The 13,520-nt window shown below is 37.3% G+C and carries 12 protein-coding genes and 1 other annotated feature; of the genes, 1 reads left to right on the top strand and 11 read right to left on the bottom strand.

Annotated elements, in window-relative coordinates; genetic code table 11:
- Positions 1-110 precede the first annotated feature (110 nt).
- The 8 genes from ilvN to BM260_RS10460 form a co-directional block, all read right to left on the bottom strand.
- Positions 111-626, bottom strand: a complete 516-nt coding sequence (ilvN, locus tag BM260_RS10495) for an acetolactate synthase small subunit (protein WP_093537301.1) — start codon at positions 624-626, stop codon at positions 111-113.
- Positions 623-2,374, bottom strand: coding sequence for an acetolactate synthase large subunit (gene ilvB / locus BM260_RS10490; protein ID WP_093537300.1), 1,752 nt, complete (start codon positions 2,372-2,374; stop codon positions 623-625). Before ilvB ends, ilvN begins: the two co-directional genes overlap by 4 nt.
- Before the next feature lie 136 nt (positions 2,375-2,510).
- Positions 2,511-2,762, bottom strand: a binding site (T-box leader).
- A gap of 39 nt (positions 2,763-2,801) precedes the next feature.
- Positions 2,802-4,469, bottom strand: a complete 1,668-nt coding sequence (ilvD, locus tag BM260_RS10485) for a dihydroxy-acid dehydratase (protein ID WP_093537299.1) — start codon at positions 4,467-4,469, stop codon at positions 2,802-2,804.
- Positions 4,470-4,923: 454 nt separating this feature from the next.
- Positions 4,924-5,355, bottom strand: coding sequence for a hypothetical protein (locus BM260_RS10480; protein WP_093537298.1), 432 nt, complete (start codon positions 5,353-5,355; stop codon positions 4,924-4,926).
- 268 nt (positions 5,356-5,623) lie between these two features.
- Positions 5,624-7,306, bottom strand: a complete 1,683-nt coding sequence (locus BM260_RS10475; RefSeq protein ID WP_093537297.1) for a methyl-accepting chemotaxis protein — start codon at positions 7,304-7,306, stop codon at positions 5,624-5,626.
- A gap of 139 nt (positions 7,307-7,445) precedes the next feature.
- Positions 7,446-9,128: a methyl-accepting chemotaxis protein gene (locus BM260_RS10470; protein ID WP_175496269.1), complete on the bottom strand. Its 1,683-nt coding sequence runs from the start codon at positions 9,126-9,128 to the stop codon at positions 7,446-7,448.
- Positions 9,129-9,284: 156 nt separating this feature from the next.
- Positions 9,285-10,973, bottom strand: coding sequence for a methyl-accepting chemotaxis protein (locus BM260_RS10465; protein ID WP_093537295.1), 1,689 nt, complete (start codon positions 10,971-10,973; stop codon positions 9,285-9,287).
- Between the two features lie 18 nt (positions 10,974-10,991).
- Positions 10,992-11,741 carry a C40 family peptidase gene (locus BM260_RS10460; protein ID WP_093537294.1) on the bottom strand — a complete coding sequence of 250 codons (750 nt, stop codon included), beginning with the start codon at positions 11,739-11,741 and terminating at the stop codon, positions 10,992-10,994.
- A gap of 168 nt (positions 11,742-11,909) precedes the next feature.
- Between BM260_RS10460 and BM260_RS10455 the strand changes: the two genes are divergently transcribed.
- On the top strand, positions 11,910-12,236 hold the full coding sequence (locus BM260_RS10455; protein ID WP_093537293.1) for an SCP2 sterol-binding domain-containing protein: 327 nt from the start codon (positions 11,910-11,912) through the stop codon (positions 12,234-12,236).
- A 44-nt stretch (positions 12,237-12,280) separates the two neighbouring features.
- Here the strand turns inward: BM260_RS10455 and BM260_RS10450 are convergent, their stop codons facing one another.
- The 3 genes from BM260_RS10450 to fliS form a co-directional block, all read right to left on the bottom strand.
- Positions 12,281-12,667 carry a hypothetical protein gene (locus BM260_RS10450; RefSeq protein ID WP_093537292.1) on the bottom strand — a complete coding sequence of 129 codons (387 nt, stop codon included), beginning with the start codon at positions 12,665-12,667 and terminating at the stop codon, positions 12,281-12,283.
- 66 nt (positions 12,668-12,733) lie between these two features.
- Complete coding sequence (locus BM260_RS10445) at positions 12,734-13,087, bottom strand: hypothetical protein (RefSeq protein WP_093537291.1); 354 nt, start codon at positions 13,085-13,087, stop codon at positions 12,734-12,736.
- Positions 13,084-13,485 carry a flagellar export chaperone FliS gene (gene fliS / locus BM260_RS10440; RefSeq protein WP_093537290.1) on the bottom strand — a complete coding sequence of 134 codons (402 nt, stop codon included), beginning with the start codon at positions 13,483-13,485 and terminating at the stop codon, positions 13,084-13,086. Before fliS ends, BM260_RS10445 begins: the two co-directional genes overlap by 4 nt.
- Between the last annotated feature and the right edge of the window lie 35 nt (positions 13,486-13,520).

Raw genomic sequence — 13,520 nt, 5'->3', positions numbered from 1 at the left:
ATTTGGTTTTTTTATATTTTTTATTCATTAATCACTTCTAAAGATTTCCGTTCCATGCGGACGCTTTCCGCGGGCGGTCCCACATTACAATCCAATCAAATGAGTTTTTATTATTTTAAAATGGATAGCTGCGGGCCGTTTACTTTTTGTGTTTCGCGAACAAATGCGGTTACGCCTGTTCTTGTTAGTTCTTTAATGCCATAGGGTTTGAGCAAATCGATGAATGCATCAATTTTTTCTGGACTACCTGTTACTTGGAAAGTGACTACGTTTTTACCAGTATCAATAATAGAAGCACGGAAAGGTTCTATAATACTATTAACCTCTGCTCTTACAGTTGGTGGCGACGCGACTTTTACGAGTGCCAGTTCTCTTACGACAATTTGTTTTTCGGTAATATCATTTACTTTCAGAACATCTACTTGTTTTTGTAGCTGCTTTAATAGCTGCTCAAGCTTTTGTTCATCCTCCACATTTACGACAAATGTCATTTTAGAAATTTGCGGATTTTCTGTATGCCCTACTGTGATGCTTTCAATGTTGAACTGACGCTTCATGAGTAAGCCAGTCACACGATTGAGTACTCCACTTTGATTGATCACGGTTACTGTGATGATTCGTTTCATTCTGGCTTCACCCCAATCATTTCATGTAGGCCTGTGCCTGGAACAACCATTGGATAGACTAATTCTTTTTGTACTACTCGGCAATCGATTAATACTGGCTCATCTGATTCTAATGCTTCTTTTAACTGAACTTTCGCGTCTTCAAACGTTTCAATTTTATACCCTTTGATATCGTAAGCTTCCGCTAGTTTCACGAAATCTGGTTGAACCGAAATTAATGATTGTGAGTACCTTTCACCGTGGAAGGTCTCTTGCCACTGGCGGACCATACCAAGTGCTTGATTGTTTAAAATAATTACCTTTACTGGAATTCTCAGTTCTTGTAATAGAGATAATTCCTGTAACGTCATTTGGAAACCTGCATCCCCAACAATTGAAACCACTTTCGCATCAGGCTTTGCTAGCTGTGCACCAATTGCTGCTGGGAAACCAAATCCCATCGTTCCTAGTCCACCGGATGTTACCCAGTTATGTGGTGACCTAAATTTATAGTATTGTGCTGTCCACATTTGATGCTGTCCAACGTCTGTTGTGACAACCGCGTCTCCGTTTGTATACTCATGTACTAGCTCGAGAACTTGCTGTGGAAGCAATCCACGTTCTTCGCTTGCTTGATAATGAAATGGATATTGCTCTTTAGAAATATTTAAGCTTTCTAGCCAAGCGACTGTATTTCCATTCGGTGCTTCATGCGCTATCAAAGCTTCTAATGCTTCTTTCGCATCCGCTACAATCGGAATTTCTGTTGGAACGTTTTTGCCAATTTCTGCTGGATCTATATCAATATGAACAACTCTAGCGTTTGGAGCAAAGTAATTTAAATTTCCTGTTAAACGGTCATCAAATCGTGCACCAACATTTATAAGTAAGTCACATGTTTGAATGGCCATATTCGCTGTATAGGTTCCGTGCATGCCTGCCATTCCGAGGAATAGTGGATGATTACCTTCGATACCCCCTAATCCTAGCAGCGTATTCGTTACTGGAATTTGATATTTTTCAGCAAATTCAGCAAGTTCGTCTGATGCTTTTGCAAATAATACTCCTGCTCCAGCAAGGATTAACGGTTGTTTGGCGGTAGAAATAGCTTGAGCCGCTTTTTGAATTTGTAAAAAGTTTGGCTTTGTCGTTGGCTGATACCCTGGAAGATTTACTTCCTGATCTTCATCTTTTGGCGTTACGAACAATCCGGTAGCCATATTTTTAGGTATATCTACGACAACTGGTCCTGGACGACCTGTAGAAGCAATATGAAAAGCTTCGTTAATGATTCTTGGAAAATCAGCTACATCTTTTACTTGGTAATTATGTTTAGTTATAGGCTGCGTAATACCGATAATATCTGCTTCTTGGAATGCATCTGTACCAATCACGGTTGTAGCAACCTGCCCTGTAAACACGACTAACGGAATGGAATCCATCATCGCATCGGCAATGCCGGTAACTAAATTCGTTGCACCTGGTCCCGAAGTAGCAATCACTACTCCAACTTTTCCAGAAACACGGGCATATCCTTCCGCTGCATGAATAGCGCCTTGTTCATGTCTTGCAAGAATATGTTTAATCGGATTTTTGTACAATGCGTCATAAATAGGTAGAACCGCACCACCTGGATAACCAAATATTACTTCAACCTGATGCTTCTTTAACGTTTCGATAAAAACATCTGCACCATTCAACTGTGTAGGAGCCTGTGTGGTTATTGGCTCTTCATAAACTTGCTCAGTTTCCTCAACGGTCAACTTCATCATTAATTCCTCCTTTTTAATCAAATCGCCCAGTTTGCTTGAAAAACTTCACTTAACTCTCACTTTAAATGACTAAAGTTAAATGTATAAAAAAGAAAAGAATCTCACCCCACACAAAGAAACCATCGTTCTTTTGTATAGGGATGAAATTCTTTTCATGGTACCACCCTAGTTCGTAGCGCAACCGCTACCTCGCAGATAACAAGCAATTGCCCACTATCCATTTATAACGAGAGTAGCTAAACTACACCCGGAAGTATCTAAAAGGTTTCCCGTTCAACACTTCACTCCGAGGGGATGTCGCTAAAGGTTGTATTGTCGGTTCCCACCACACCGACTCTCTGTTAATACAAGGTTCCTTTAACTTTTGCCTCATCAATGATTTATATATTTTATTTTTTATAAAAACCGTTTGTAAAGTTTATCCTTAGATTTTCATTACTCCACCAGTACTCGCTGATGTTACTAGTTTTGAATATCTTGCTAAATAACCTTTTTTAATCTTTGGTTCAAATGGTTGTAAGTTTGCTTTTCTAGTAGCTAATTCCTCATCGCTAACTTGTAAATCTATCGTTCTATTTGTTAAATCAATAGTGATCAAATCATCATTTTGAACTAAAGCAATTGGTCCACCGTCTGCAGCTTCTGGAGAAATATGTCCGATTGAAATCCCTCGAGATGCTCCGGAGAAACGACCGTCTGTTATTAGTGCTACTTGTGTTCCTAATCCGCGACCTTGAATCGCGGAAGTCGGTCCAAGCATTTCCGGCATTCCTGGTCCACCCTTTGGACCTTCGTAGCGGATAACAACTACATGACCTACTTGAACGGTACCATCATCAATCGCTTCTTGTGCAGCTTCTTGCGAATCAAACACAATTGCTTTACCAGTGAACTCTATAATAGAAGGATCCACCGCACCTACTTTAATAACTCCGCCTTCTGGAGCAATATTTCCAAATAATACGGATAAGCCTCCTACAGGACTATATGGGTTTTCTTTTCGGCGTATGACTTGATCATTCGTAATTTCTGCTTCTTTCACATTTTCATAGAGTGATTTTCCAGTAATCGTTAGTCGATCTGGATGAACCGCTCCAGGAATCTCACAAAGCTCTTTTATAATGGCACTAACTCCTCCTGCTAGATGAACATCATGCATGGAGTAATCAGATGCTGGCATAATCTTCGATAAGTAAGGAATACGTTTTGCGACTTCATTAATCTCTCGCACGTTATATTCAATTTCAGCTTCGTGTGCAATTGCTAATGTGTGGAGAACAGTGTTTGTTGAACCACCCATTGCCATATCTAGCGCAAATGCATCATCGATCGTTTCTTTTGTTATTAAATCTCTAGGCTTCACATCTTCTTTTACCATTCGTATTAGATGATGCGCTGCTTCTTTTATAAGGCGATGACGTTCATCTGAAGTTGCAATAATCGTTCCATTACCGGGAGGTGTCACTCCTAGCATTTCCATCAAGGAATTCATGGAGTTTGCAGTGAACATACCTGAACATGATCCGCAAGTGGGACATGCATTCTGTTCAATATCTAGTAGCTCTTCTGCGGACATACCACCTGACTTATAAGAACCTACTCCTTCAAACACAGAAGTGAGTGAAAGTTGTTTCCCGTCGGCTGAAGTACCAGCTTCCATCGGACCACCTGAAACAAACACAGATGGGACATTCGTTCTTACCGCTGCCATTAACATACCTGGTGTGATCTTGTCACAGTTTGGAATGTAAAACACTCCGTCGAACCAGTGCGCATTAATAACTGTTTCAGCTGAATCTGCAATAAGCTCTCGGCTAGGAAGTGAATATCTCATACCGATGTGACCCATTGCAATTCCATCGTCTACACCAATCGTGTTGAACTCAAATGGAATTCCTCCTGCTTCACGAATAGCTGCTTTCACAACTTCGGCAAATTTGTTTAAGTGCATATGACCAGGAATAATATCAATATAGGAGTTACAAACACCGATAAACGGTTTATCTAAATCTTTCGTTTTAACCCCAGTTGCATAAAGTAAGCTTCTGTGTGGGGCGCGATCGACGCCTTTTTTTATCATGTCACTTCTCAATTCAATCGCTCCTATACTTTCCGCTTATGTAGCGTTTAGCTTTGCAGCTTTGAATATTTATCATTGTGAATTTTCTCACAATAATTAATATATTGTTGATATCATATCGCCTTTAAAATGCCCCGTCAACACCCAATTTTTAAATTGTCAGTTATTTTTGAATATTCTTTTTGTTTGTAATCGCTTTCATCTGCGATATATCGCATTTCGCAGAAAGAAAAAATAATTGTGAACTTTTTGTTAAAATGACATGAGTTTGGAAGATATTAGAGTTGTGGAGGAGTTATATCTTTTGAATCGCAAATTGTGAGTGTCTATTCGCAAGTTGTACACAGTGAATCGCAAGTTGGTTTGGAAGAATCGCAAATCACGCATTACAAATCGCAATATCCACTTCAATAATCACAAGTTGACAAATAAAAACCCTTTCTCCAAAAAGAGAAAGGGTTGTCTGTTACCACAAATTTGGCTTTGCAACCATGAACCATAGCATGAGTAATAACAATAAAATATATTTCCACACATTGGACTTTAATTTTTTAATGAGTGTATCCAAATCGATCGTTCCTGCGCGGAATTCACGAATATTTGGTTTAAATGCTCTTGCAAGGAATACGATTGAACTTACCATCACGACGATTGTCATAACCACCCACGAGGTTGTCCATGACCAGTTCCCTTGCCATACAAGAAGAATCCCTGACCCAACAAGCACATGGCCAGCGTGTTTAACTAGACGAATAGCTGCTTGGAATACTTCTAATGAAGTATCTATCATCTCTTTATTTTTGCCTTTCATCCTATTTAATAACGGGAACAGAACAAAAAATGGACCTATCGATAAAACTGCACTTATCACATGTATGAAAATAATGAATGTATACATTTCGAAACAACTCCCTACCGCAAGTATACCTGATTTCCCTTGATAACTCTGTGACGAGTTCTGGAATGTTAGACTATAATCTTTGAGAATTAGGGTGATATAATTTTGCGTAACTTTCTAGTTTCTCGCACCGTTTTTCTTGTTGGCACAACATGAGTTGTCTTATTTGCAACGTACTACGTCATTAGCGCAACATTGCGGTGCATTTGCGTAATTCCCCTCTACGTCTAAAGAAAAAAACTCCTATATGCAATAGGAGTCGTGTTATTTATATTTTAAAGTGACTTACTTCGTTTTTAAGTTTCTCTGCTAAGTCTGCTAGGAATTGAGCATTGGATGAAATTTCTTCGTTTGCTGCTAATTGTTGTTCGGTTGCAGCGCTTGTGTCACTTGCTCCGTCTGCTGCTTGTGTTGCTAATGATTGAACTTGTTGGACACTTTCGGTTACGGACCTAGATATTTCTTGGATATTACTTATAGCGATTGTAACGGATTCTACTTTTTGTACTACATCGTCTACGCTTGTTTCAATTTGATGGAAGACATTTAGAGATTCAGTTGTTTGTACTAAGCCCTCTTCCACTTTTTCACCGCCCGAAGTGATTGCTTTAACTGCTGAACTCGATGCCGTTTGGATTAACTGGACCATGGCTGCTATTTCTGCTGCTGAGTTTTTGGATTGCTCCGCAAGTTTGCGCACTTCTTCTGCTACAACTGCAAATCCTTTTCCGTATTCACCAGCACGCGCTGCTTCAATTGCTGCATTCAATGCCAGCAGATTCGTTTGATCGGAAATGTCTGTAATCATGGAAGTAATGTTTTGAATTTCATCGGAATGCTTTGCCATGTTTTTCATAATTTCTGTTGTTTCATGGAAAGTTGTATAAATATTATCCATCTGACTAGCTACATTTGTAACGACGTTAGACCCTTGTGTAACAAGAGATCGCACTCCGTCTGTAGCTTTTAACATTTCGTCATTACTTGAAGCAATTTGTGAAACACCTTTTTGTAAGTCTGTCATGGATTGCATTGAAGCATCCATGTGATTTACTTGTTCATCACTTGCTAACATTTGAGCTTCCGCAGATTTTGCGACCATTTGGGAAGATGCCAAACTTTCTTCGGAACTAGCAGTTAGTTCTTCCGCGTTTGCTGCTAATTGCATCGATGAATCACGGACACCAGAAACTATACGTTGTAAATCACCAGACATTTTGTTAAAAGTAGTGGCCATTTCTCCAACTTCATCTTTATTCTTTATAATAATTGGTTCTATTGTAAGATTGCCGTCTGCAATTTCTACAAGACCATTCGTCACTTTAGTAATAGGTTTAGCTATACTTCTACTTATAAAGTGTGATACGAGTACTCCAACAACGATACTAAGAATCGTTAATATTAGTGTAACAATATTAGAAGTTCCTACATATGTATTTAATTCGTTCCTTGTTTGTTTTGCTCTATTTTCTACATTTGATTTTAGTTCTACCAATACTTCCGCAATCTCCAAGTTAAGCTTTGTAGATTCGGATGCATTCTTTTGGTACATTCCATTTTTCTTTTTTATTTCAATTATTTGATTGTTTGATTCGTATAGTTGTTTAGATTTCTTCTGTAATTCTTCTACTAACTCTTTTGAAGTCGTATCTTTAAGATCACTAGAAAGTGAAGTTGTAATCTCCGTCACTTGTTTATAATTGTTTTCTAGTTTTTCCACTGAAGTTAGTTTGCTAAACATTAAATACTCTAATACTGAAGTCGACGTGTCCTTTTGAATTAGTTCCACTTTCTCGATAAGAGACACATGTTCCAGTTCTTCATCAATTAGTGAATCATATTTACTTGATATGTCGTAAGTTGTCCACATAGACATAGCACTCGCTATGATTAACAGCCCCAATACTGCTGAAAATCCACCCCATAATTTCTTAGAGATTGTTAATTTCATAATTATCCCCTTTTTCTCTATAGATGCTACTTAAACCTAATTATACAAGTTGAAAGTTGAAGACATTTATTGTCGAAATATTTATTTTTCAGGCAATAAAAGGCCCTAAATCTAACTTAAAATTTAGGGTCATGGAAAATTATAGTTTAAAATGACTTACTTCATTTTGTAGCTGTTCTGCTAAATCTGCTAGAGACTGAGCATTGGAAGAGATTTCTTCGTTTGCAGCTAATTGTTGTTCTGTAGCGGCACTTGTGTCACTTGCACTATCTGCAGCGTGCGTAGCAATTGTTTGTACTTGTTGGGCACTCTCCGTAACAGAATTAGCCATCTCTTGAATTTGTCCAATTGCAGATGTTACTAACTCTACTTTGTTCACTACATCCACTACACTAGTTTCAATTTCTTGGAATACATGAAGAGATTCGGTCGTTTTTGCAAGACCTTGCTCTACTTTATCTCCACCAGTTGTTATAGCTTTAACTGCTGATCCTGAAGCAGTTTGGATTAGTTTAACCATTGACTCAATTTCAGAAGCGGAATTTTTCGATTGCTCTGCAAGCTTACGAACTTCTTCCGCAACAACCGCAAATCCTTTACCATATTCTCCTGCACGAGCTGCTTCAATTGCAGCATTTAATGCAAGTAAGTTCGTTTGTTCGGAGATATCCGTTATAAGCGATGTAATGTTTTGAATTTCATCTGAGTGCTTAGCCATATCTTTCATAATTTCAGTTGTTTCAGTGAAAGTAGTATGGATCGTTTCCATTTGGTTAGCTACTTCAGAAACCACGGAAGAACCTTTTGTTACTAAAGTTTGCACACCATCTGTTGCTTGTAACATTTCATCGTTACTCGAAGCAATTTCTGAAACGCCATGCTTAAGACCTTCCATAGAATTCATTGATGACTCCATATGTTTTACCTGTTGTTCACTTGCGACCATTTGCTCTTCGGCAGATTTCGCTACCATTTGAGAGGATGCAAGACTTTCTTCGGAGCTAGCAGAAAGTTCTTCTGCATTTGCTGCTAACTGCATCGATGAATCGCGTACACTTGATACAATTTGTTGTAAATCGCTCGACATTTTATTAAATGTTTTCGCCATTGTGCCTACTTCATCTTTATTTTTAATAATAATTGGTTCAACGGCTAAGTTACCATTAGAAATTTCTTCCAGACCTTTTGTTACTTTTTGAATTGGGTTAGAAATAGATTTTCCGATGAAGTAAGAAATCAGAATTCCAATAATAATTGCTGCAATAGTTAATAAGATTAGTAAATTTGATGTGTTAGCCTCAAACTTTTCTAAGTCTGCTCGTGTATCTGCCAAATTTCCTTCTTGGACTTGTTTTAATTCTGCCAAAATATCAAGTACACCGGCATTAATTTCCGATGAGCTTGCTGCATATTGTTCAAAAGGCTTGTTCGCAGATTTTAACTCAATAATTTTATTATTACTTTCAAATAACTTTACTGTTTCTGTTTGAAGTTCTTTCATTAACCCCATAGACTCTGCATCAGGAGCTTTTTCTATTAATGCTCTTGCTGCAACAGAACCTTTCTCTATTTCAGCATCGAACTTATCCACCGCTTCTCTCTGACCAAACATAACAAACTCTAATATAGCAGTGGCCATATCTTTTTGAATGACCGTAATCTCTTCCACTAAGTCAATCTTAGCAATGTCATCATCTAATAGTTCTTTGTATCTATCCGTTAGCATTGACGTTCCTATTTGAGTAATAATACTTGTGATTACTAGTAATAGTAAAACAGCACTAAAACCAAACCACATTTTCTTAGATATTGTTAACTTCATTTGTATCCCCTTTTTCCTATTTATATTATTATTATATGATTCTAATGTAACTATATCATTATACATAATATAGGGGTATTTGGACACATATATTTCGAAAAAATATAGTAAAATATCCTATGCCATATAAAATGACATAGGATAGACAGTTTTAATTTAAATTTTAAAATGACTCACATTATTTTGTAATGCTTCAGCAAGATCCGCTAATGCTTGTGCATTGGATGAAATCTCTTCATTTGCAGCGATTTGTTGCTCTGTCGCTGCACTAGTATCATTAGCTCCATCTGCTGCAAGCGTTGCAAGTCGCTGTACTTCTATCGCGCCCTGTGAAACAGACTCCGCCATAGCTTGTATTTGTTCAATAGCTGCAGAAACCGATTCTACTTTAAGACCAACTTCTCCAACAGCCTCTTCAATGCCTTGGAATACCTTTAAGGATTCCGTTGTTTTAGCGATACCAGCTTCTACTTTCTCGCCACCATCTGTGATAGCAAGAACTGCCTCACCTGATGCACTCTGAATCAGTTGAACCATTGACGCTATTTCTGTCGCTGAATTCTTAGATTGCTCTGCAAGTTTACGTACCTCGTCCGCTACAACTGCAAAGCCTTTACCATATTCACCAGCCCGTGCTGCTTCAATGGCAGCATTCAATGCCAATAAGTTCGTTTGTTCCGATATATCCGTTATTAAAGCAGTAACAGTCTGTATATCATTGGAATGCTTCGCCATATTCTTCATGATAATAGTTGTATCATTAAATGTTGTGTGAATAGTATCCATTTGTTTAGCAACATCTGATACAACATCAGATCCTGTATGCACTAGTTTTTGTACATCATTTGCTGCCACTAGCATTTCTTCGTTGCTAACAGAAATTTGACCAATTCCTTGTGATAGCTCTGTTAATGACTGAACCGATGAATCCATATGATGTACTTGCTGCTCACTTGAAACCATCTGAGCTTCCGCAGATTTCGCTACCATTTGAGAAGATGCTAAACTTTCTTCGGAGCTAGCAGAAAGTTCCTCTGCATTAGCAGCAAGCTGCGTAGAAGAATCTCGAACTTCCGATACAATATCTCTTAAGTCTTTAGACATTGTATTAAATGCTGTGGCCATTTCGCCGACTTCATCATTATTTTTGATCACAATAGGATCAACTAATAAGTTACCTGTTGCAATTTCTGTAAGGCCTGCCGTAACACGCTTCACGGGTGCTGAAATACTTCTACTGATAAAGTATGCAAGTATAACACCTAGTAAAACACCTAATGCCGCTAAGGAGCTAACGAATACTTTTGCCCCAAATTCATAACTAGTAAGCTCTTCTCTAGTTTTATCCATATCGTCTTGTAAAAACTTTTCAATTTTTTCTAGTACTACTAACGCATCTGCATTTGTAGTTTTCGCATTGGCAGTAAGTTTATTGACCGCCGCAGTATCTTTTTCCATTTTCGCTTTAATCGCATCTGCATTAATAGCAGCGAACATATCATTTTTCTTTTCAAATTCTGTCATCATCTCTAACGTCTCTTCTGAAAACATCTTATTACGTAATTCAGCAGTTAAATTATTCGTAATTTGTTGATGTTCCTCTACACTTGCTCTGGATGCATCTGTAGTAAATAGTAAATAATCCATTAGTGCTCCGGACGTGTCTTTTTGAGAAATTTCAATATCTGCTACTAGATTCACTTTAACCGCTCGATCATCTAGCAAAAATTTATATTTATCACTAGTTTCCATTATCGTCATAAGCGACGAAACAGATACAGCTATTAATAACACTAAAACAGTAATGAACCCTAGCCACATCTTCCTACCGATAGTCCACTTCATGTCTAATCCCCCTTTGCCTTACTTCACAGTTAATGCATTAAATCGATTGAATGAAACAAAATGTTCTTTCCAATAAGAAGAATCTAAACTCGTTACTTCCACACCTTTAGACCCCGCATGGATAAACTTATTATCACCTATGTAAATTCCCATATGAGAGATTCCTTGTTTATATGTATTTTGGAAAAATACTAAATCCCCTACAACTGGTATCGACACAACAGATGTTTGTGCGAAGTAACTCTCACTACTTTGTCTCGTAATATCTAAACCTGCTTGTGTATGTAAGAAATAAATAAATCCACTACAGTCGAACCCCGACATTGTATAACCACCATATACGTACGGTATGCCTTCTAGACGTTTTGCAAAATCTACTATTAAAGGATACATAGCTTGTCCCTTACCAGATAAACTCTTTTCTTGTTCTTGGAATGGTGCAGTAATCAGCTGTGCATCCTTTACTTGTACTGGAGTAACTACTGTCTCCTGTTTCGATGCACTAGTAACTACAACAGGTTTAGTAGTAACAACCTTTGCCGGAGTTTTAGTCGCAACAGCGGGCTTTTTCACAACTAACTTTTGTTTGATGTAAACACTATCCTTCGTCAACTTATTCCATGAACGAATATCATTGATTGTCACCTTATTAAGCTTAGCTATTTTCGATAGGGTATCACCCTTTTTAACTTCATATAAGGTATTAGCACTAGCAGATGATGCAAATGAAATAAGTAAGACTGTTACTATTAGCACTTTCTTGAACATAAAGACCCTCCTTCTATTTAACTATTATATTCATAATACCATTTCTACTAACTATTCACATTATTATTTTAAAATTTCCCAGGAAATATTAACTCGCCAAAACGGGACTAATATGAGAAAATTAAATATGAATGAATATTCAGTCATAAATAGAGAGGGAGATTATAGATGAATGAAACTTGGCAACTAATCGAAACAACGATGAATGATAATCCAGCACCAATTCAAAATGAAAATGTACGTTATGAGTTTCATTTAACTGGTGTTAATCCAAGTGTAAAACAGCTCATTTTGGCAAATGGAACTGCAGAGGTTTCAGACGACACTTCGACCAAGGCTGATTGTAAGTTAACAATGAGCTCGAAAGATTTCATGAAATTACTTGCAGGAGATTTGAATAGTACTACTGCTTTTATGTTTGGGAAATTGAAGGTGGACGGGAGTATTGGGTTGGCTTTGAAGTTGGAGGGGTTGTTGAAGGAGTATAAGTTTTGAAGATAGAAAAATAACCCAATGAGGTTTTCTCATTGGGTTTGATTTTATACTTGTGTATACACGACTAGTTGTGGATGAATAGCCTCATACCACTTTTTGTATGCTGGGAATAGATATTGTTGAACAACCTCTTGCTTTTCCTGAGACTTTTCAAAAATACCGTTTAGCTTCTCAGCAGCATTAACAACTTCTTGGAAATTAAGAATAGAGTTCTGCACATCCATATTATCATGATAAATAGTTGTTAAGTCCTCATTCACTTGAATAAGTTGAACAAAAGCAGATAAAATATCGCTCAATATTAGATCACCTTCTGTTTTAGCGTAATCTGCAAAGCTTGCCACTACATATTCAAATGCTTCCTCAACATTAACAAGCATTTCTGTATATTCTCGAACTAATTGTGTTTGTTCTTCTGTTAAAGTTGTCATTTTAAAGCTCCATTTCATATGTGAAAATAAACAAACCGGCACAAGCATGAGCTAATGCCGGTTTGTTTATTTTTTCTTATCGTAAAAAGTACCATCTCGAAACACATTTGCATAGGGATCCATGTAGGCATGTAAGGAAACCTTTTTCTTTTGCTGATCTGTAATATCAAAACGAATCTCTTTAGTAAATAGTTCAAGTTTTTCAGTCATTAGCTTTTCTATAGGAAGTAATTCTTGCCCAAATGCTAATTCTTCTTCTGTAAAAGGAGCTTGAATGGCAGATTTAAGCGTTTCCCGTTCTTCTAATAACTTGTCCATTTTGTCAATAATGGAGTCTCTTTTTTCCTCATCCTGAACTTCTAAAATTCGAATTAACATTTCAGTAGCTTTTCTCCAGGAAATAAGACTTTCACGAATCATATTTCACCTGGTGTTCCATATTGTTTTTGACGATTGATCTGAATTACTTGTTTCCATGTATCACGGAACTCTAATGTTAATGCATAAACTTCTTCTATTTTACTTATATCGTTATTAATATTCGCTTCGATTAAGCGATTGATCATAAATTCATATAAGCTCGCCATAGATTCAGAGACACTTTGAGACATATCAAGCGTCACCATAAACTCTCGAAGGATATTCTGAGCTTTTTGGATGTTTGTATTTTTTAATTCAATATTATTTGTTTCAATACCCTTTTTGGCTTGGTTTAAGAATTTTAAACAGCCATTATACAGCATTAACGTTAACTCACCAGGAGTAGACTGAGTCACACTATTTTGCTGATAGGCTTGATACGGATTATTTACTACCATTTTATAACACCACACCTTTAATATATTTCTTCATT

The sequence above is a fragment of the Psychrobacillus psychrotolerans genome (assembly GCF_900115805.1).
Lineage (GTDB): Bacteria > Bacillota > Bacilli > Bacillales_A > Planococcaceae > Psychrobacillus > Psychrobacillus psychrotolerans.
Note: the sequence above shows the minus strand (reverse complement) of the source record. Positions and strands in the feature narration are given on the sequence as shown.